Source organism: Microbacterium sp. Marseille-Q6965 (genome assembly GCF_946151065.1).
Lineage (GTDB): Bacteria > Actinomycetota > Actinomycetes > Actinomycetales > Microbacteriaceae > Microbacterium.
Window position 1 is genome coordinate 1,157,602 of sequence record NZ_CAMGZA010000001.1, and the last position, 20,530, is coordinate 1,178,131.

16 protein-coding genes are annotated in these 20,530 nt (G+C 71.8%); 4 read left to right on the plus strand and 12 right to left on the minus strand.

Features of this window, described 5'->3' with window-relative positions; all coding sequences use genetic code 11:
- Window positions 1–54 precede the first annotated feature (54 nt).
- From N8N77_RS05540 to N8N77_RS05565, 6 genes are read right to left on the minus strand one after another with little or no spacing between them, the layout of a single operon-like run.
- Window positions 55–903: an SURF1 family protein gene (locus N8N77_RS05540; protein ID WP_261165269.1), complete on the minus strand. Its 849-nt coding sequence runs from the start codon at window positions 901–903 to the stop codon at window positions 55–57.
- Window positions 903–2,018 carry a GuaB3 family IMP dehydrogenase-related protein gene (locus tag N8N77_RS05545; protein ID WP_261165624.1) on the minus strand — a complete coding sequence of 372 codons (1,116 nt, stop codon included), beginning with the start codon at window positions 2,016–2,018 and terminating at the stop codon, window positions 903–905. The genes N8N77_RS05540 and N8N77_RS05545 overlap by 1 nt, the downstream gene beginning before the upstream one ends.
- Window positions 2,019–2,074: 56 nt before the next feature.
- On the minus strand, window positions 2,075–2,812 hold the full coding sequence (locus N8N77_RS05550; RefSeq protein ID WP_261165271.1) for an ABC transporter ATP-binding protein: 738 nt from the start codon (window positions 2,810–2,812) through the stop codon (window positions 2,075–2,077).
- Window positions 2,809–3,777 carry an ABC transporter ATP-binding protein gene (locus N8N77_RS05555; RefSeq protein ID WP_396652801.1) on the minus strand — a complete coding sequence of 323 codons (969 nt, stop codon included), beginning with the start codon at window positions 3,775–3,777 and terminating at the stop codon, window positions 2,809–2,811. The genes N8N77_RS05550 and N8N77_RS05555 overlap by 4 nt, the downstream gene beginning before the upstream one ends.
- A 40-nt stretch (window positions 3,778–3,817) precedes the next feature.
- On the minus strand, window positions 3,818–4,798 hold the full coding sequence (locus N8N77_RS05560; RefSeq protein ID WP_261165272.1) for a branched-chain amino acid ABC transporter permease: 981 nt from the start codon (window positions 4,796–4,798) through the stop codon (window positions 3,818–3,820).
- A gap of 9 nt (window positions 4,799–4,807) precedes the next feature.
- A complete protein-coding gene (locus tag N8N77_RS05565; RefSeq protein WP_261165273.1) occupies window positions 4,808–6,136 on the minus strand; it encodes a branched-chain amino acid ABC transporter permease in 1,329 nt (442 codons plus the stop codon).
- Between the two features lie 199 nt (window positions 6,137–6,335).
- Between N8N77_RS05565 and guaB the strand changes: the two genes are divergently transcribed.
- A complete protein-coding gene (guaB, locus tag N8N77_RS05570) occupies window positions 6,336–7,844 on the plus strand; it encodes an IMP dehydrogenase (protein ID WP_261165275.1) in 1,509 nt (502 codons plus the stop codon).
- Window positions 7,845–7,921: 77 nt separating this feature from the next.
- Here the strand turns inward: guaB and N8N77_RS05575 are convergent, their stop codons facing one another.
- The 6 genes from N8N77_RS05575 to groES all read right to left on the minus strand — a co-directional run bounded on the left by N8N77_RS05575 (window position 7,922) and on the right by groES (window position 14,761).
- Window positions 7,922–9,985 carry a fructose-specific PTS transporter subunit EIIC gene (locus N8N77_RS05575; RefSeq protein ID WP_261165628.1) on the minus strand — a complete coding sequence of 688 codons (2,064 nt, stop codon included), beginning with the start codon at window positions 9,983–9,985 and terminating at the stop codon, window positions 7,922–7,924.
- Window positions 9,986–10,044: 59 nt separating this feature from the next.
- Window positions 10,045–11,055: a 1-phosphofructokinase family hexose kinase gene (locus tag N8N77_RS05580; RefSeq protein WP_261165629.1), complete on the minus strand. Its 1,011-nt coding sequence runs from the start codon at window positions 11,053–11,055 to the stop codon at window positions 10,045–10,047.
- Window positions 11,052–11,831: a DeoR/GlpR family DNA-binding transcription regulator gene (locus tag N8N77_RS05585; protein ID WP_261165277.1), complete on the minus strand. Its 780-nt coding sequence runs from the start codon at window positions 11,829–11,831 to the stop codon at window positions 11,052–11,054. The genes N8N77_RS05580 and N8N77_RS05585 overlap by 4 nt, the downstream gene beginning before the upstream one ends.
- A gap of 138 nt (window positions 11,832–11,969) precedes the next feature.
- On the minus strand, window positions 11,970–13,241 hold the full coding sequence (locus N8N77_RS05590; protein WP_261165278.1) for an ABC transporter substrate-binding protein: 1,272 nt from the start codon (window positions 13,239–13,241) through the stop codon (window positions 11,970–11,972).
- 143 nt (window positions 13,242–13,384) lie between these two features.
- On the minus strand, window positions 13,385–14,329 hold the full coding sequence (gene rarD / locus N8N77_RS05595; RefSeq protein WP_396652802.1) for an EamA family transporter RarD: 945 nt from the start codon (window positions 14,327–14,329) through the stop codon (window positions 13,385–13,387).
- 135 nt (window positions 14,330–14,464) lie between these two features.
- The gene (groES, locus tag N8N77_RS05600; protein ID WP_039394204.1) at window positions 14,465–14,761 is read right to left on the minus strand and encodes a co-chaperone GroES; all 297 of its coding nucleotides are present in this window, start codon (window positions 14,759–14,761) and stop codon (window positions 14,465–14,467) included.
- 318 nt (window positions 14,762–15,079) lie between these two features.
- Between groES and N8N77_RS05605 the strand changes: the two genes are divergently transcribed.
- The 3 genes from N8N77_RS05605 (at window position 15,080) to N8N77_RS05615 (ending at window position 20,408) form a co-directional block, all read left to right on the plus strand.
- The gene (locus tag N8N77_RS05605; protein ID WP_261165283.1) at window positions 15,080–17,029 is read left to right on the plus strand and encodes an Hsp70 family protein; all 1,950 of its coding nucleotides are present in this window, start codon (window positions 15,080–15,082) and stop codon (window positions 17,027–17,029) included.
- Complete coding sequence (locus N8N77_RS05610; protein ID WP_261165284.1) at window positions 17,005–19,527, plus strand: LuxR C-terminal-related transcriptional regulator; 2,523 nt, start codon at window positions 17,005–17,007, stop codon at window positions 19,525–19,527. The genes N8N77_RS05605 and N8N77_RS05610 overlap by 25 nt, the downstream gene beginning before the upstream one ends.
- Before the next feature lie 122 nt (window positions 19,528–19,649).
- Window positions 19,650–20,408 (plus strand): IniB N-terminal domain-containing protein, encoded by a 759-nt coding sequence (locus N8N77_RS05615; RefSeq protein ID WP_261165285.1) that lies wholly within the window; start codon window positions 19,650–19,652, stop codon window positions 20,406–20,408.
- Window positions 20,409–20,530: the final 122 nt, after the last annotated feature.

Sequence of the window (20,530 nt, forward strand, 5' to 3'; positions counted from 1 at the left end):
CCATTCTAGGCGGGCGCCACCTGGACGATCGCCGCCCGCCGGGCGCCTCGCCGTTCAGTCGTCGACGTCGTCGAGGGCGTCGGGGTCGATGCCCTCGCGCTGCTCGATCTCGCGCTCCCACGCGTCGCGGGCGAGGCGGTACCAGAGATAGAACGCGAAGCCGGCGAAGACCGCCCACTCGATCGCGTAGAAGATGTTGAGCCAGTTGATGGGGCTGCTCAGCTCGGGCGCCGGGGACGAGATCTCCTCGAGGCCGGCGTCCGTGATCCCGCCGGTCGGATCCGCCGACGTCAGGTACGGGCGGTACACCTCGCCCGGCACCTCACCCCACTGGCCCAGCAGCGCGGCGGGCGACATGCGCGTCATCTCGTACGGGTCGTCCCCCGTGGCGACGGCGGGGCCCTCGTCGGAGATGACGCGGCCCGTGAGCCCGACCGTCACGCCCCCGTCGGCCTGCGATGAGAGATCGGCGACGGCCGCCTCGGCGCGCTCGCGCGACGCCGTCCAGCCGATCGCGACGGCCAGCGACGAGGCGTCCTCCCGCTGCAGGCGGCCGGTGACCCAGTAGCCCTCGACGTCGTCGTTGAAACGCGAGGAGACGATGAGGAAGTCGCCGGGGTCCCACGATCCCGAGACCTCGACGCGCTGGCCGACGAGCGGCTCCTCGAGGTAGGCGCCCGGCTCGACGACCTCGTCGAGCTCCAGCACCCGCTCGGTCGCTCCCGGCTCCGGCGGGTCGGTGTCGATGGCGCTCGAGAGCTGCCACTGGCCCAGCCACGCGAACACGCCCGCCACCACGAGGCACAGCGCGAGCATCGCGAGCCAGCGCGGGCGGAGCATGACCTCGCGCAGCGTCGGCGGGAAGTCCAAAGCCTCCGCGGGCTCCAGCGACGGCTCGGTCATCAGGCGTCGTACGGCGCGACGACCACGTCGACGCGCTGGAACTCCTTGAGGTCGGAGTAGCCCGTGGTCGCCATGGACTTGCGCAGCGCGCCGATGAGGTTGGCGGTGCCGTCGGCCACCGGCGCCGGACCGTACAGGATCTCCTCGAGCGCCGCGACGCGGTCGACCCGCACGCGGCGACCGCGCGGGAGCTTCGGGTGGTGCGCCTCGGGGCCCCAGTGATACCCCTGGCCCGGCGCGTCGGTGGCGCGGGCCAGCGCGACGCCGAGCATGACGGCGTCCGCGCCCATCGCGAGCGCCTTCACGATGTCGCCGGACGTGCCGACGCCGCCGTCGGCGATGACGTGCACGTAGCGCCCGCCCGACTCATCCAGGTAGTCGCGCCGGGCGCCGGCCACGTCGGCGACGGCGGTGGCCATGGGCGCGTGGATGCCGAGGGTGGCGCGCGTCGTGGAGGCCGCTCCGCCGCCGAAGCCGACGAGGACGCCCGCCGCGCCGGTGCGCATGAGGTGCAGCGCGGCGGTGTAGGTGCTCGCCCCGCCCACGATCACCGGCACGTCGAGGTCGTAGATGAACTTCTTGAGGTTGAGCGGCTCGGCCACGCTCGACACGTGCTCGGCCGAGACGGTGGTGCCGCGGATGACGAACAGGTCGACGCCGGCAGCGACGACCGTCTCGTACAGCTCCTGGGTGCGCTGCGGCGTGAGGGAGCCCGCGACCGTCACGCCGGCCGCGCGGATCTCCTCGAGGCGCGAGCGCACGAGCTCCGGCTTGATCGGCTCCGCATACATCTGCTGCATGCGGCTCGTGGCCACCTGATCGGGCAGCGAGGCGATCTCGTCGAGCAGGGGCTGCGGGTCCTCGTACCGCGTCCACAGCCCCTCGAGGTCGAGCACGCCCAGCGCGCCGAGCTGACCGAGCATGATGGCGGTGCGGGGGCTCACGACCGAGTCCATGGGGGCGCCGAGCACCGGGATGTCGAACTGGAACGCGTCGATCGCCCACGCGGTCGACACGTCCTCGGGGTTGCGCGTGCGCCGCGACGGCACCACGGCGATGTCGTCGAACGAGTACGCCCGACGAGCCCGCTTGGCGCGGCCCAGCTCGATCTCCATGCTCACCCGCTCAGCCTACCCGTCGCCGTTCCGCGCGCGCCCGGACGCCGCGTCGCTCAGGCCCCCAGCGTGCCGAGGTAGAGCTCGGTGACCTTCGGGTCGTTCAGCAGGTCGCGCCCGCTGCCGGTGTAGGCGTCGCGGCCCTGGTCGAGCACGTAGCCGCGGTCGCAGATCTGCAGGCAGCGGCGCGCGTTCTGCTCCACCATGATGCACGTCACGCCGGCCTTGTTGATCTCCGAGACGCGCAGGAACGCCTCGTCCTGTCGGACGGGCGAGAGTCCGGCCGACGGCTCGTCGAGCAGCAGCACCTTCGGGTCCATCATCAGGGCCCGGCCCATCGCGACCATCTGCCGTTCGCCGCCCGACAGTCCCGACGCCCGCTTCTTCAGACCGGCACCCTTGGCGAGGTCCGGGAAGATGCTCATGACGAAGTCGACCCGCTCCTCGAACATCTTCGGCTTCTGGTAGGCGCCCATCTGCAGGTTCTCGGCGATGCTGAGCGACGGGAAGACGTTGTTCGTCTGCGGGATGAAGCCCACGCCCTTGGCGACGAGCTTGTCGGCCTTGAGGCCCGTGATGTCCTCTCCCCCGAGCCACACCTTGCCCTCGCGGATCTTCACCTGCCCGAAGATCGCCTTCAGCAGCGTGGACTTGCCGGCGCCGTTGGGTCCGATGATGCCGATCAGCTCACCCTGATGGGCGGTGAGCGTCGCACCGTTGAGGATGTTCACGCCGGGCAGGTAGCCCGCGTGCACGTCGTCGACCAGCACGACGGGGGTCTGCTCCGCGGTCACTTCTCGTCCTCCTTCTCGGCCTCGAGCTCGGCCTCGACCTGCTCGACCGTGGCCTGCGCGGAGGCCACGGCGTCGGTGGTGGGGTCGGCCTGCACGACGGGAATGCGTCCCGTCACGACACCCAGATCGAGCTCCTGGTGCGCGCCCAGGTAGGCGTCGACGACCGCGGGGTTCTTCATGACCTCGTCGGGGGCACCCTCGGCCACGACCCTGCCCTCCGCCATCACGATCACCCAGTCGGCGATGTGCCGGACCATGTGCATGTCGTGCTCCACGAACAGCACCGTCATCCCCTCGTCCTTCAGGTCGAGGATGTGGTCGAGCAGCGACTGCGTGAGCGCCGGGTTCACGCCCGCCATCGGCTCATCGAGCATGACGAGGGTGGGATCGGTCATGAGGGCGCGCGCCATCTCGAGCAGCTTCTTCTGCCCGCCGGACAGGCCCGCGGCCAGGTCGTTCTTCTTCGCGTCGAGCTTGAACTTGACGAGCAGCTCCTCCGCCCGGCGCTCGATCGCCTCGTCCTGAGAGCGCCACAGCGCGGGGACGAGGCTCTGCCAGAAGCGCTCCCCCGCCTGTCCCGTGGCGCCCAGCTTCATGTTGTCCATCACGCTGAGGCGGCCGAGGGCCTTGGTGAGCTGGAACGTACGCACCAGGCCCATGCGCGCCACCTTGTGCGCGGGCACGCGCGCCAGATTGCGGCCGTCGAACGACCACGTCCCCGAGTTGGGCCGGTCGAAGCCGGTCAGCAGGTTGAACAGCGTCGTCTTGCCGGCGCCGTTGGGGCCGATCAGCGCCGTGATCGTGCCGCGCGGGATCTCGAGGTGCTCCACGTCGACGGCGGTGAGGCCGCCGAAGGTGCGAGTGACCCCGTCGGCGACGATGATCGGGTCGACCTTCTTCACCCCCGGCGCGATGTCGCCGACGTGCAGGTTCGTCGTCTTCGGCCGCTGCACGGGAGCCGTCACCGGCCGCGGCTCCTGCGCGCTGTTCTCACCGGACGTGCTGTCAACGGACAAAGGTCAGCTCCTTCTTGTCGCCGAGGATGCCCTGCGGCATGAAGATCACCAGCAGCATGAGCGCCACGCCCACCAGGATGAAGCGCAGCGTGCCGGCCTGCGTGGACGACATGAACGGCAGCACACCGGCGTCCACCAGCGCGGGCAGCACGTTCGCCAGGAACGTCTGGATGAACCAGAAGATCAGCGAGCCCAGCACCGGCCCGAACACCGTCGCTGCGCCTCCGAGCAGCAGCGCGGTCCAGACGAAGAAGGTCAGCGACGTCACATACACGCCGGGGGCCACCGCGGCGGGCAGGGCGTAGACGACGCCGCCCGCGGCCATGATGACGCCGCCGAGCACGAGCGACTGCATCTTGTACGAGAACACGTTCTTCCCGAGCGAGCGGATGGCGTCCTCGTCCTCGCGGATGCCCTTCATCACGCGGCCCCAGGGGCTGCGGGTGAGCATCCACACCACGAGCACGGCGAACGCGAGCGTGAGCAGGCCCATGATGCGCACCCACCAACCCGTCTCGTTGTACGTCCACGGGCCGAAGCCGTAGGTGCCCTCCGGGATGGGGTTCGCCTCGCGGAAGCTGCCGTGATAGCCGGCCAGTCCGTCGGCCGACCCCGTGACGTCCTCGAACTGCGTGGTGAGGAACAGCAGGCGCAGCACCTCGGCCGCGGCGATCGTGGCGATCGCGAGGTAGTCGCCGCGCAGCCGCAGCGTGGGGATGCCGAGGATGAGCGCGAACACCGCGGCCGCGGCGAGCCCCACGAGCGCGGCCAGCCACCACGGGAACCCGAACGTGAGGATCGAGATCGCGTAGCCGTACGCGCCGAGCGCCATGAAGCCCGCGACGCCCATGTTCAGCAGCCCGCCGAAGCCGAAGTGCATCGCCAGCCCGAGCGCGGCGAGGGCGTAACCCATCGTCGCCGGGCTCAGGATCGAGGACAGCGTGTTGTCGAAGATCTGCAACCAGTTCATGAGCCGCGCCTATCCGATTCGCTCGCGGCGGCCGAGGATGCCCTGCGGCCGGACCAGAAGGATGATGATGAGGACCACCAGGGCGCCCGCGTACCGCAGGTCGGCCGGGATGAACAGGCTCGACATCTCGACGAGCACGCCGATGATGAGCGAGCCGACGAGCGCGCCGAACGCCGTGCCGAGACCGCCGAGCGTGACGGCGGCGAACACGAGCAGCAGGATCTGCGCGCCCATGTCCCAGCGGATGCCGGGGCGGTAGTAGGCGTAGAGGATGCCGGCGAGACCCGCCAGCGCGCCCGAGATGATCCAGACCACGCGCACCACGTGGTCGACGTTGATGCCCGAGGCCGCCGCGAGCGAGGGGTTGTCGCTGATCGCCCGCGTCGCCTTGCCGAGCCTGCTGCGCGTCAGCCACAGCGCGAACGCGACGATGACGACGATGGAGATGCCCATCGAGACGAGGTCGTTCAGCGTGGTCGTGACCGCGCCGAACAGCGGGATCGACACCGGCGGCACCATCGGCGGCAGCTGCTGGGTGTCGCCGCCGATGAAGAACTGGAAGACGTATCGCAGCGCCAGCGAGAGCCCGATCGAGAGGATCATGAGCTGGACCACCCCGGTGCCGCGGCGGCGCAGCGGGCGCCAGATGGCCGCGTCGAGCACGAGCCCCAGCAGCGCGCTCAGCACGATGGCGGCGGGGATGCCCACCCAGATCGGCAGCGCGAGCGAGGCGGGTCCGACGAGCGCCAGCGCGGCGATCGCACCGAATGTGACCATCTCGGCGTGGGCGAAGTTCGAGATCCCCGTCGTGCCGAACACGAGCGAGAGCCCGACCGCGGCGAGCCCGAGCATGAGCCCGAAGTTGAGGCCGATGAAGAGGCGCTGCACGAGCTGGTCGACGAAGCTCGTCGTGTTGCGCTCGCCCTCGCCGATGAAGAAGTTCACCGTCAGGCGTCCGCCCTGCCCCATCTCCGAGGTCGTGACGTTGTTCTCGCCGTCGCCGTCGGCGTCCTCGAGCACCGCGATCCCCTCGGGCAGCGTCGACTCGTCGAGGGTCACGGTGTACTCGACACCGCGCTCGGGAACGCGCACCGACCAGCGCCCGTCGGCGTCGGTCTCGACCTCCTGCTCGCCGCCGGGGCCGTCGATCGTCAGCGCGACGCCCTCCAGCGGCTCGCCGTCGAGTTGCACGTTGCCGCTGACGGAGTAGGGGTCGCCCTCGGCGGCGTGGGCCGGTTCGGGAGCCAGCAGCATCGCCAGGAAGGCGGCCAGCATCGTGGCCAGCGCGACGAGGGCACCAGTGCGCCTGCCCCGCGCGGGGACGGTCGTGGAAATCATGGATCCTCCGGGTCCGGCACCAGCGCCCGCTCGGGTTGTCGCCGGACGCCGATGTCCGACGGTAGAACCCTAATATGACGCGGGTGTTTCCATCGTGCGCACGATGACGAACGGTTACGGAATATCCGCAGGGTCGCGCGCCTTAGACTCTCTACAGCGGGATGGCCGCGATCCCGCACTCGCGCAGGAGAGGCATCGCATGACCGACCACGACCCCTTCGGCTTCGTCGGACTGACGTACGACGACGTGCTGCTCCTGCCGGGGCACACCGACGTCATCCCGAGCGAGGCCGACACCTCGTCCCAGCTCACGAAGCGGATCCGGGTGAACGTGCCGCTGCTGTCGGCGGCGATGGACACGGTCACCGAGTCGCGCATGGCGATCGCGCTGGCGCGCCAGGGCGGCATGGGCATCCTGCACCGCAACATGTCGATCGAGGAGCAGGCCGCCGCCGTCGACCGCGTCAAGCGCAGCGAGTCGGGGATGATCACCGACCCGATCACGACGACGCCCGACGCGACGATCGAGCAGGTCAACGCGCTGTGCGCGAAGTACCGCGTCTCGGGGCTCCCCGTGGTGGATGAGGGCGGCAAGCTCGTCGGCATCGTCACCAACCGCGACATGCGCTTCGTCTCCGACTTCGAGCGCCCCACCACCCTCGTGAAGGACGTGATGACGAGCGAGGGCCTCGTCACCGGCCACGTCGGCATCAGCTCCGAGGAGGTCGTGGCGCTGTTCGCCAAGCACCGCGTCGAGAAGCTGCCGCTCCTCAACGACGACGGCACGCTCGCGGGCCTCATCACCATCAAGGACTTCGACAAGAGCGAGAAGTACCCGCTGGCGACGAAGGACGAGCAGGGCCGCCTGCGCGTCGGCGCCGGCATCGGCTTCTTCGGCGACGCGTGGGAGCGCGCCGAGGCGCTGCGCGACGCGGGCGTGGACGTGCTCGTCGTCGACACGGCCAACGGCCAGTCGCAGGGCGTCATCGACATCGTCACGCGCCTCAAGGCCGACCCGTCGTTCGCCCACATCGACGTGATCGGCGGCAACGTCGCCACCCGCGAGGGCGCACAGGCTCTCGTCGACGCCGGCGTGGACGCCGTCAAGGTGGGCGTGGGACCCGGCTCGATCTGCACCACGCGCGTGGTCGCGGGGGTGGGCGTGCCGCAGGTGACCGCGGTGTACGAGGCCTCGCTCGCCGCGCGCCCGGCCGGCGTGCCGGTCATCGCCGACGGCGGCCTGCAGTACTCGGGCGACATCGCGAAGGCGCTCGTCGCGGGCGCCGACACCGTGATGCTCGGCTCGCTGCTGGCGGGTACCGATGAGTCGCCGGGTGAGCTGGTCTTCCAGAACGGCAAGCAGTTCAAGCAGTACCGCGGCATGGGCTCGCTGGGCGCGATGCAGACGCGCGGCAAGAAGACGTCGTACTCGAAGGACCGCTACTTCCAGGCCGACGTGCCCACCGACGACAAGCTCATCCCCGAGGGCATCGAGGGCCAGGTGCCCTACCGCGGCCCCGTGTCCGCCGTGGCCTACCAGCTCGTGGGCGGCCTGCGGCAGTCGATGTTCTACGTCGGCGCCCGCACGATCGACGAGCTCAAGGCGCGCGGCAAGTTCGTGCGCATCACGTCCGCGGGCCTGAAGGAGTCGCACCCCCACGACGTGCAGATCGTCGTGGAGGCGCCGAACTACAAGTCCGGCCGCTGATCCGCCGCCGAATCCCACGCGCCGACACGAAGCGGCCCCGCCCTCGATGAGGGAGGGGCCGCTTCCGTCGTCGTGGCTCAGCTCGCGACGGCCGCCGGCTGGCGCCGACGCGCGTAGCGCTTGAGGGCGACGATCGCGAAGCCGCCGACGAGCACCCCCGCCAGCAGGGCGATCGCGAACCCCCATAGCGGGTCGATCGCGAAGAAGACGAAGGCGCCCCCGTGCGGGGCCCGCGACCCCACGAGCAGCAGGGTGCTGAGGAAGCCGGTGACCGCGCCGCCGAGCATCGAGGCCGGGATCACGCGCAGCGGGTCGGCGGCGGCGAAGGGGATCGCGCCCTCGGAGATGAACGACAGCCCGAGCAGCCACGCGGCCTTGCCGTTCTCGCGCTCGGGGGCGCTGAAGGCGGACCGGTCGAGCACCGTCGAGGCGAACGCCATCATGAGGGGCGGCACCATTCCCGCCGCCATCACCGCGGCCATGATGTAGTACGGCACGGGGTTGGCGCCCGAGGCGTCGCCGAGGCTCGCCACCGCGAACGCGTAGGCCACCTTGTTGATCGGGCCGCCCAGGTCGAAGCACATCATGAGGCCGAGGATCACGCCGACGAGGGGCAGAAGACCCGAAGCCGCCAGCCCGTTGAGCCCGTCGGTGAGGGCGTTCATGAGGGCCGCGATCGGCGCGGCGAGGAACAGGATCAACAGGCCGCTGGCGAAGATGGATCCCAGCAGCGGGATGATCACGACGGGCATGAGCCCGCGCAGCCAGCGCGGCACCGACAGCGACCCCAGCCACAGGGCCGCGAGGCCGGCCAGCACGCCGCCCACGATGCCGCCGATGAAGCCGGCGCTCGTGAGCACCGCCACGGAGCCGGCGACGAAGCCGGGAGCGATGCCCGGGCGATCGGCGAGCGCGTACGCGATGTACCCGGCGAGCGCGGGCACGAGGAAGCTCATGGAGATGTTGCCGATCGCGAAGGCGACGGCGCCGAGGTACTGCAGCAGGCCGCCCTCGGGCAGGTTCCACAGCGCGTTCTCGACCGCGATCGTGCTGGCGACGTCGCTGATGCGGTACCCGCCGAGCAGGAAGCCCAGCGCCATCAGCAGGCCGCCGCCCGCCACGAACGGGATCATGTACGACACGCCCGTCAGCAGCACGCGCTTGATGCGCGCGCCCAGCGACTCCGCCGCGCCCTGTCCCTCCCCGGCCTCGGCCTCGGCCCCCGTGGCCGCCACGCGCTCGGCCGCGGGGTCCTCCACGGCGCGCACGGCGCGGGAGAGCAGCTCGTCGGGGCGCTCGATGCCCGCCTTCACCGGGCCGCGCACGACCGGCTTGCCCGCGAACCGCTGCGGCTCGCGAACGTCGACGTCGACCGCGAACACGACGGCGTCCGCGGCCGCGATCACGGCCGGGTCGAGGGCCGCGTAGCCGCTGGATCCCTGGGGCTCGACGTGCAGCTCGACGCCGCTCTTCTTCGCGGCGGCGCTCAGCGCGTCGGCGGCCATGTAGGTGTGCGCGATCCCCGTGGCGCAGGCGGTGACCGCGACGATCCGGGCCGGACGCCCGCCGACGCGAAGCCCCTCGGCGTCGGCGGCCGGCGCGGCCGCGGCCGGCGTCGCGTCGGCTGCCGGCGCCGCGACGTCCGGAGCTGCCCCGGTCGACGGCGCGGCGACCGCGTCCCCCTGCGTCTCCTCGCCGATCGCCCGGCGCACGATCCCGACCACCTCGTCCGCGTCGTCCGCGGCGCGCAGCGCTGCCAGGAAATCCTCGTCCATCAGGTTACGGGCGAGCGTCGAGAGCACCGCGAGGTGCTCCTCGGCGGCCGTGTCGGGAGCCGCGATCATGAAGACGATGTCGCTGGGCTCGTCCTCGGCACCGAAGTCGACGCCCGGCTTCAAGCGGGCGAACGCCAGCGACGCCTGGCTCACGACTGCGCTCTTGGCGTGCGGGATGGCGATGCCGCCGGGAAGGCCCGTCGCATCCTGCTCCTCCCGCTTCCACGCGGCGGCGAACAGGGCGTCGGCGTCGGTCGCGCGGCCCTGCGCGACGAAGCGGGCCGACAGTGCGCGCAGCACGCTGCGACTGTCGGGCCCGAGGTCCTCGTCGAGACTGACGAGCTGCGGGGTGATGGTGGACACGATCTCCTCCTCGAATGCGGTGCGGCGGTGGAACCGCGCGGGTGATGTCGGGCCGGGCCGGGTCAACCGACCGGGCGCACGGGGATCTCTCCCCGCGGAAGGTCGGCGGGGCCGGCGAGCTGGGTTCCGGGCAACGCTGCGGTGGCGGAGCCGTGCCGGATCGCGGAGCGCAGTCGCCCGGGGGCGTCCTCTCCCGCCAGGTCGGCGAGCAGGTAACCGGCGAGTGCGCTGTCGCCGGCGCCCACCGTGCTGCGCACGGCGGTGGGAGGGGGCGCGGCGGCGCTCGCGCCCTCGCCGTCGACGAGCACCGCCCCGTCGCCGCCCAGCGTGATGAGCGCGGCCCGCACCCGCTCGGGCACGAGGGCCCGCGCGAGCGCCGCGGCGGTACCCGGCGGATCGGCCGCCAAGCGCTGGCGCAGCCGCCGGTCGTCGCCGTCGGCGGTCGGTGCGCCCGCGTCGGCGGTGGGGCCCAGAGCCCGCACGAGGTCGAGCAGCTCGTCCTCGTTGGGCTTGATGAGGTCCGCGCCGCACCGTGCGACCACGTGCGCGAGCGCCGGACCCGACGTGTCGACCGCGATGCGCGGGGGCCGTGCCGCGCGGGCGCGCACGGCGTCGACCACGTCGACGTAGAAGTCCGGTGCGACGCCACGCGGAAGGGATCCGCACAGGGCCAGCCAGTCGGCTCCGTCGGCGGCGGTCACGACGGCGTCGACCAACGCCCGCGCCTGCGCGTCGTCGAGCACCGGACCGGGCAGGTTGATCTTGGTGGTCTCGCCCGCGGGGTCGGTCAGCGTGAGGTTGGCTCGCACGGGCGCATCGATCGGCACGATGCGCAGGCGAAGGGCAGCCGGCGCCGCCCCCTCCGCGAGGGCACGGTAGGGGTCGTCCGCCGCCAACGGCAGCACCGCCGTCGCCTCGCGGCCCGCGGCGGCGACCACGCGCGCGACGTTCATGCCCTTGCCGCCGCCGTCCTCGCGCACCGCGACGGCCTGCTGCACGTCACCCGGACGCAACGGCTCCCCCAACGACACGGTGCGGTCGAGCGACGGGTTCATGGTCAGCGTGACGATCACGGCGTCCACACCTCCACGTCCGCCTCGGCGAGGGCCCGCGCCAGCGTCTCGCCGGGGGCCCGGTCGGTGACGAGCACGTCGATCTCGTCGAACCGCGCGAACTGCTGCAGCGACTCCTCCTCGAACTTCGAGGCGTCGGCGAGCAGGATCCGGCGCCGGGCGGCGCGGATGATCGCCCGCTTCACCTCCGCCTCCTCGGGGTCGGGCGTGCTCGCGCCGAACCCGGCGGACACGCCGTTCGCGCCGATCAGGGCGACGTCCGGCCGCAGCGCGTCGATGGCCGCCACGGTGGCCGCCCCCACGGCCGCTCCGGTGAGGCCGCGCACCCGTCCGCCCAGCGTGGTCAGCTCCGCGAACCCGGCCGAGGTCAGGCCCGCGGCCAGCACGACGGAGTGCGTGACCACGTGCACGCCGCCGCCGTCGAACCACCGGGGCAGCAGCTCGGCCACGGCACCGGTCGTCGTGCCCGCGTCGAGCAGGACCGAGCCGGTGAAGCCGCGCCCGAGGCCGTCGAGCGCGCGCGTCGCGATGGCCCCCTTGGCCGGGCCGCCCCGGCGCTGGCGCTCGCGCAGATCCGCCTCGGTGGCGCTCCCCCGGTCGGGCGCGACCGCACCGCCGTGGACGCGACGCAGCGCGCCCGCCTGCTCGAGCAGCGCGAGATCCCTGCGCACCGTCTCGGTCGTGACCCCGAGCCGATCGGCGAGATCCGCCACCGACACCCGTGCCTCGTCGAGCAGCGTTCGCTCGATCAGTGCCCTGCGCTCCGTCGCGTACATCACCCTCCCTCGGATGCAAAGACGATACAACACAGTCCCACATAAACCAACACATTCACAGGGGCGGCGCCTCCGCCGCGCACGCCAGAGCCCCGCCCCTCCGGAGGGAGGAGCGGGGCTCTGGCGGTCAGGGGCTGATCAGCCCTCGTACGGGGTGTACGTGTTGTCCGGCCCGTACTCGTAAATGTTGATGAAGCCCTCGGTGGGGTCGCCGACCTCGTCGAAGGTGATGGGGCTCGACGGGCCGTCGTAGTCCGCCACGCCGCCGCCGAGGATGATGTCGGCGCAGGCCTGGAAGGACTCGCACTTCTCGCCGTCGCCGGATCCGCCCGAGACCTCGATGAGCTTCTCGGCGATCGCGGCCGAGTCGGTCGACTGTGCCGCAAGCGACGCGAGCGCCAGCAGGATCGTGGCGTCGTACGACTCCGGGGCGTAGGTGTAGTCGGTCAGCGCCTCGGTGCCGGACTCCTCCACGAAGCCGTCCAGCCCGTCGATGAACTCCTGCACCTGGTCCGGCGTCGGGCCCGGGTAGGTGCCCTTGGCGCCCTCGAGCAGGCCGGCGGGGAAGTCCGCCTCGTAGGAGGCCATGTTGCCGTCCACGAGGAAGACGTTCTCGGCGTCGAAGCCCTGCTCGATGAGGCTCGGCAGGATCGTCTTCGCCTCGTCGAACGAGATCACCGTGATGGCGTCGGGGTCGGCCGCCAGCACCTCGGAGATCTGCGAATCGAACGACGTGTCGCCCGGGTTGAACGTGGGCGCCGCGACGACCTCGCCGCCGGCCGTCTCGAACGACTCGGTGATGTAGTTCGCCAGGCCCGTGCCGTACGAGTCGTTCAGCACGATGAGTCCCAGCGTCTGGTGGCCGAGCTCGGCGACGAAGTTGCCGTGCACCTCACCCTGCAGCACATCGGACGGGGCGGTGCGGAAGTACAGGCCGTTGTCGTCGTACGTCGTGAAGGCGTCGGACGTGTTGGCCGGCGAGATCTGGATGACACCCGCGCCGGTGACCTGGTCGATGAACTGCAGCGAGACGCCCGACGACGCGGCGCCGATGATGGCGGCCGGGTCCTCGCTCAGCAGGCGCGGGATCTCCGCCTCGTACGCCTTGTTGTCGAGGTCGCCGGAGTCGCCGTGCACGACCTCGACCGTGAGACCCGTGGTCTCGGCGTACTCGTTGATGAGCGACTCGGCGTAGTCCACGCCGGCGATCTCGGGCGGGCCGAGGAACGCCAGCGAGCCGGTCTGCGGCAGCGCCGTGCCGATCGTGAGCGTGAGCTCCTCACCGGGGGTGACCGGCTCGGCGGTGTCGTCGGGGGCGGCTTCGGTGCCGCCGGCGCAGCCCGCGAGCACGAGCGACGCCGTGCCCGCGAGGGCGGCGAAGCCGAGCAGCGCCTTCCTGGATCGAACCATCGGGTGTGTCCTTTCGAAATGGGTTCCGCGGGATCGGGTTGAACACATCGCCCACGGTTGGAGGCACGTTACCCCGGGGTTTGTTTCCGGTATGTTTTCGCGACGTTTAATGACTGAGCAAACTGCTCAGCGACACCGGATCGTTATCTTGCGCGCGCGCGACGCGTGCGCCGCCCCTGGCGCACCATGTCGACGATGAGCAGGGCGCAGGCGATCCACACGATGACGAAGCCCGCCCAGCGCTCGGGCGGCATCGGCTCGCCGAGCAGGAAGGCGCCCGTGACGAACTGCAGGATGGGCGCGACGAACTGCAGGAGACCGACCGTGGTGAGCGTGACGCGGCGCGCGCCCGACGCGAACATCAGAAGGGGCACGGCCGTGGCCACGCCCGCGAGCGCCAGCAGCACGGCGTGCATCGGCCCCGCCGTGCCGAACGTGATTCCCGTCGTCATCGCGACGATCACGAGCTGCACGATCGCGATGGGCGTGAGCCAGAAGGTCTCCAGCGCCAGTCCGCTGACCGCGTCGACGGCTCCGCCGATCCGGTTCTTCACGAGGCCGTACAGGCCGAAGCTCGCGGTCAGCGCGAGGGCGATCCATGGCACCGAGCCGTACGCGACCACGATGACGAGCACGGCGACGACCGCGATGCCGATCGCCGCCCACTGCAGTGGTCGCAGCCGCTCGTGCAGCACGAGCACGGCCAGCAGGACGGTGGCGATCGGGTTGATGAAGTAGCCCAGGCTCGCCTCGACGACGTGCCCCGACTGGGTCGCGATGAGGAACGCCTGCCAGTTCACGTAGATCAGCACGCCGGCGACGGCCGTCCACAGCGCGAGCCGCCGGTTGCGCAGCACCGCGATCATGCGCGACCAGCCCCGCGCGACGGTGAGCACGACGGCGCAGAAGACGAGCGACAGCAGCACCCGCCACCCCACGACCTCCCACGGGCCCGTCGGCGCCAGCGCCACGAAGTACAGCGGCAGGAAGCCCCACAGCAGGTACGCGCCGAAGGCGTAGCCGGTGCCGAGCACGCGCTCCCGCTCGGGGTCGACGGCGCGGACGGAGGAAGGCACGGGCACGGGCACGGTCACCGATTCAGGCTACTCGCCCCGTCGCGAGCGCCTCCCGAGCCGCCCAGCCAGATGACGCGCGAATCCCGCCGATCCGGGTACGACGAAGGCCCGGCCCCTGTCGGGATCCGGGCCTTCGCGAAACGCGTGTCAGCGAACGACGACCGCGAGGACGTCGCGTGCCGAGAGCACGAGGTACTCGTCGGCGCCGAACTTCACCTCGGTGCCGCCGTACTTGCTGTACAGGACGCGGTCGCCGACGGCGACGTCGAGCGGGACGCGGTTGCCGTTGTCGTCGATGCGGCCGGGGCCCACGGCCACGACCTCGCCCTCCTGGGGCTTCTCCTTGGCGGTGTCGGGGATGACCAGACCGCTGGCGGTGGTCTGCTCGGCCTCGACCTGCTTGATGACGATGCGGTCCTCGAGCGGCTTGATGGAAACCGACACGGTGTACCTCTTCTTTCCTGTGCTGTCAGAAGACTTGAGTTCGCACTCTCGCGCGGAGAGTGCTAACGCCAGTGTAGGGACGTACTGGCACTCTCGCAACGCGAGTGCCAATCACCCCTGACGCCCGTCGCATACCACATCGGCTCCGACGTCGCAAAACGGCTGTACAGCTCCCGGTCATCTGCGCGTAGACTGCCCGCCATCAGGATGGTTCGTAAGGGGCGCGAACCGATCGGTACATCGATCGTGCCGGCCGCCCAGCCGCGCACGCGGCGGGGTGCGGCGCTGCGGCGTCTTCCCCGCCAGGGAGAAGAGAACATGCGCGCTCCGTACTTCATCGGCGTCGATATCGGAACCAGCAGAACCGCGGCCGCGACCGCACGCCTCGCGCCGGATCGCAGCCTGTTCACCGACGCGTTCTGCCTCGGTCGCAACACCGACAGCACCCCGACGGCCGTCTATGTCGGCGACGCAGAGCTGCTGTTCGGTGAGCCCGCTGAGCGGCGGGGGGCGGCGGAGCCCGGCCGGCTGATCCGGGAGTTCAAGAGACGGATCGGCGACGATGTGCCGGTCGTGGCCGGCGACCGGCATCTGTGGCCCGAAGAGCTGTACGCGCACGCGGTCGACGAGGTGATCCGGACGGTCAGCGAGCGCGAGGGGAGCCACCCCTCCGGCGTCGCGATCACGGTTCCGGCGACGTGGGGTCCGCACCGGACCGAGCTCGTGTCGGCGGCGATCGCCCGGCGCGGCTGGAGCGATGTGGAGCTGATCACCGAGCCCGAGGCGGCAGCGCGACACTACGAATCCACCCGCCCGCTGGCCGTGGGGCGCGCCCTGGGGGTGTACGACCTGGGCGGCGGAACGTTCGACGCCGTGGTGCTGCGCAAGGACGACGACGACCGCGTGCGCATCGTCGGTCGCCCCGTGGGCATCGCCGAGCTGGGCGGCAGCGACTTCGACGACCTCGTGCTGCGTCATGCCCTCCGCACCGCCGGCATCGAAGCCGAAGCGTGGGCGGTCGCGGGCGACCGCGGCCGGGTCACGCTCGCGTCGCTGCGACGCGAGTGCGTCGAGGCGAAGGAGTCGCTGTCGTTCGACGGCGAGACGGTCATCCCGGTGCTCACCGACGGCAACCTCGCCACGGTGCGCCTCACCCGGGCCGAGTTCGAGGACATGATCGACGACCGCATCGAGCAGACCGTCGCGGCGTTCGACGAGGCGCTGAGCTCTGCCGGGGTCGAGGCGAGCGAGCTCGACGCGATCCTGCTGACCGGCGGCTCCTCGCGCATCCCGCGCATCGCGCAGGTGCTGTCCGAGCGCTTCGGCCGTCCGATCGCCGTCGACGCCGACCCCAAGGCCATCATCGCGCTGGGCGCTGCGCGGGCGATCGCCCAGCGCGCCCAGGTCGGATCCCCGAGCACCGACCTCGCACGAGCCGCCGGCCTCGGTGCCGTGCTCGAAGCGGACGAGGCGCCAGCATCCGACGACGACGCACCGACCGCGCGCGACGAGAACCGGCCCAGAAGACGAGCCTGGTTCCGCCGCACCCCGACGATCGCCGCTCTCGGCGCCTGCGCCCTCATCGCCGGCGGCGGTCTGGCCGTCGTGAACGCCTCGGCACTGGGGTTCCGTGGCCAGGATGCGGCGCGCTCGTCGATCGCGGTGGACGCCGTTCCCCCACTCGCGGGGCTGCTCGCTCCGAGGCCGGCCGATGACGCCGCGGCCGAGACCGCTCCCGTCGCCGACGCGCCCCCAGCGCGCTCCCCGGACCGCGCGTCGGAGGCCGCAGAGCCGCGTCGAGCCGCCTCACCGCGCGCTCTCCGCCAGGATCGGCCGGACTCCCGCCGTTCGGCCCCGGCCGGCTCGAACGCGCCCTCCCGCGGGTCGTCCTCGCTGCAGGACGACGGGCAGAAGCCGCAGCCGTCGACGCCGCCGAAGGCCACTCCGACGCCGGCTCCGTCGCGGTCCGGTCCCGAGCCGACGCAGCCCGCCGGACCGACGAATCCTCCCGCGCAGCCCGCACCGAGTCCGGTCGAGCCGGCGCCCAGCGACCCGGCGCCGAGCGACCCGCCTCCCTCCGACCCGCCGGCCGAGCCGGCGCCCACCGGCCTCCCCCGAGCGCCCCGCCGCCGGCGGAGCCCGAGCCGTCGGCCCCGGTGGAGACTCCACCACCGGCCGATCCGCCGGCTGATCCCCCGGCACCCGTCGAGACCGCACCCGCCGACGTCGCCTGAGGTCGGACGATGGCTATCCATGCCGAAACCGTGATCACCTCGAGCTCAGCTGACACCTCGATGATCCTCACGCGCATCGCGCGGGCGCAGATCGAGAACCTCGACTCCGACGACGCCCCCGTTCGGCTCGTCGTCGTGGGCACCGCCGGGTCGGGCAAGACCAAGCTGCTGCGGCGCCTCAGCTCGCAGCTGACAGCCCGCGGGCGGGCCGTCGCGACGGTCACCGACGCCGACGAGATCGCCGGCGCGCCCGCCGACACCGTGCTGCTCCTCGACGACGCCCACCTGACCGGCGCCGACACGCTGGCGGCCGCCGCGAAGCGCCTCGACGACCCGCGCGCCGAACTGGTGGTCTCGATGCGGCCGTGGCCGCGGCATCCGGTCCTGCAACGCGTCACCGCCGAGCTGGAAAGGGCGCGTCCCGCGGTCGTGCTCGGAAACCTCTCGCTCGCCGACGTCACCGCTCACTTGGCCGCTGCGGGACGGTCCATCCCCCAGCGGTGCCTCGACAGCATCCTCGAGGCCACCGGTCACCTGACGTGGCTGGTGTCTCAGGCGCTGGCGGCGCACGACGACGAGCACTGCCCGGGCGACGGACGGCACGATGAGATCGCCGAGGCCCTCCGCGAGCTGATCGCGCATCGGCTCGATTCGATCGACCCCGAGCTGCGTGCCGCGGTCGAGGCCGTCTGCCTCGGCAACCCGAGCGACGCCGACGCCGAGAAGGCGCTCGCGGGGTACGCGCGCGGTCTGCTGCTGCGCGGCGGCCGCCCCGCTCCCCTGCTGCGCGACACCGTGCGTGCGACGGTGCCCATCGAGCGACTCGCGCGGCTGTACACCGAGGCCGGCAGCGACGGCGACGGGCGAGTCGGCGAGCTCATCGGACTGATCCGCGACAGCCGCGTCGCCACCGCCTTACTCATGGACGGCGACCGCACCCTCCCCCGCGATCCGGCGCGTGCCGACGAGCTGTACCGCGGCGCGGGTGAGGCCGGCGCCGATGCCCGCCTGGTCGCGCTCAAACGCGCGCACGCGGCGTGGGCGCTCGGTCAGATCGACGCCGCCGGAGCTCACATCGACGGCCTCGGCATCGAGCCGGGTGGCCCCCTCAGCGAGGAAGCCCTCGGGGTGGCGGGAGCGGTGTGGGCCGCGCGCGGCGACATGCGCATGAGCGCAGCGACGCTACGAGCCGACGCGCCGCGCAGTCCCGAAGCCCTCGCGCGGGCGACGATCGCCGCGGTGGCCGCCGGCGACGCGGCCGCGCTCGATGAGCTGACCCCGTCGTCGACCGTCGCGACGATACCGACGGCGCTGGTCGTATCGCTGGAGCACCTGGTGCGGGGGCTGCGCACCTCCCTCACCGATCGCGGCCGCGCCTGCCTCGGCGATCTCGTGCGGGCGACCGAGATGTACACCGCCTCGCGCGCCACCACCGAACTGCCCGAGGTGCCTGCGGTCATCGCCGCCCTCGCCGCCGTCAATCTCGGCGAACTCCGCATCGCGCAGTCTCTGCTCGACGCCGCCATCCGGGACGGGCACGGCGGTCGGTGGGCGCGCAACCATCTGCTGCTGTGGCGCGCTTGGATCGCCGTGCAGCGCGAGCACCCGGACGAGGCCGAGGCTGCGCTCACCCGGTTGGCGGCGTCCGGTCACCCGCTGTGTCCGCGCGATGCCCTGATGGCGGATGCCGTCCGCGTCGCTCTTGCTCGCCGGTACGCCGACTCTGCAGCGCTCACGGTCGCGTGGCGGCGTGCCCGGGAGGGGATCGTGCGGGCGCAGTTCGATCTGTTCTCGTTCATCCCCCTGGGGGAGTTCGCCGTCACCGCGGCACGACTCGGAGAGTTCGAGGAGGTCGCCCCCCACCTCGATGACGCCCTCGCCCTCGTGCACCGTCTGGGGGACCCCGCGGTCTGGGCCCCGACGCTGCACTGGGCCGGTGTACACGCCAACATCCTGGCCAACCGCCCCGATCACCTCGCCCCGCACGCGCGCGCGCTCCTGACCGCCGCGCATGTGTCCCCCCTCGCCGAGGTGATGGCGCATGCCGGCCGGGTGTGGACCGCGGTGCTCACCGGCAGCCTCGACGCCGACGCGATCGAGCGCGCGGCCACCGAGCTGGCCGGCGTCGGCCTCGCCTGGGACGGGGCGCGCCTCGCAGGATACGCCGCCAACCGCACCGACGACCGGCGCGTCAGCGCACGACTGCTCGCGTGCGCCCGGCAGCTGCACCCAAGGAGCAAGCCCGCCGGGAGCACGGAGCCCGACGCCCCGACGAACGAGCAGCCGCGCGACGAGGGAGTGCTCAGTATCCGGGAACGCGAGGTCGCGCGCCTCGTGCTCGAGGGCAAGACCTACGCCGAGATCGGGGCGTCGATCTTCATTTCGCCCCGCACCGCAGAGCACCACATCGCCCGCATTCGACGGCGCCTGGGGGCCACCTCGCGCTCCGATCTGATCGCGAAGCTGCGGCTCGCGCTGGACGGCTCCGATGCGCACGATCAGGGTCCGCAGAACCGCCTGGAGTCGGCGTGAACAGCCGCGTCTACCGGTGTGGGGGCACCCCCTATTGCCTCTCCCCTGATGTGGGGCTCCCCCCCGACGCGGGCGGGCACCGCCGAGCCCTACCGTAAGACATCGACCGTGAGGAGCCGACCATGAGCGTAACGCTGGCCACGATGGCTGACGCGCTGATCGAATTCATTCTGAGTCTGCTGCGGGACCCGACCGCCGCCGCCGAGTTCGAGGAAGACCCGCAGGGCACGCTCGCCGCGCGCGGGCTGAACAACGCAAGCCCCGCCGATGTGTGCGCGGTCGCGCCGGTCATCGCCGAGCGCCCCGCCGTCGTCGCGGTGCACCACGACCACGACCACGGCGTGGCGCCGAAGCCCGCGCCCAAGCCGGCACCCGAGCCCGACCCCGACCCGGTCGTGCGCGAGGTGAAGAACATCATGCAGAACTTCTCCTGGGTCGACGACCGCGACACCGTGGTCGATCAGTCGGTGAACCAGAACATCTGGGCCGACGGCGACGTCACCCAGGTGTTCGATCAGGAGGCCGTGGTCGCCTCGGGCGACGAGTCGATGGCTGCCGGCGACGATGCCACGGTCGACAACACGGTGGATCAGTCCACGAACATCGACGCCGGAGGCGACGTGAACGTGGGCAACGACACCGAGGTGGTCGCGGTCGACGACTCGTACAACGAAGACACCGACACGTCGACCGAGACCGACAACTCCACCGACGTGGTCGTCGACGACTCGGCGAACGACAGTTCGACGACCGAGACCGCCGAGGACTCCTACAACGACTCCACCGTCGAGTACACCGAGACCGACGTCGACTCCAGCGCGACGTTCGAGACCACTGAAGAACCGCTCGCCGACGCCACCGCCGCGGATGACGACATCTGAGGTGGAGGGTCGCCCTCCTGAGCCCGAACCCCGACGCGACGGTCGGGGTTCGGTGCCGGGAAGAGACCGGGACGGACGCGCGGCCCCTGCGCGTCCGCCCCTCTCCGGCAAGAGCTCGGCAC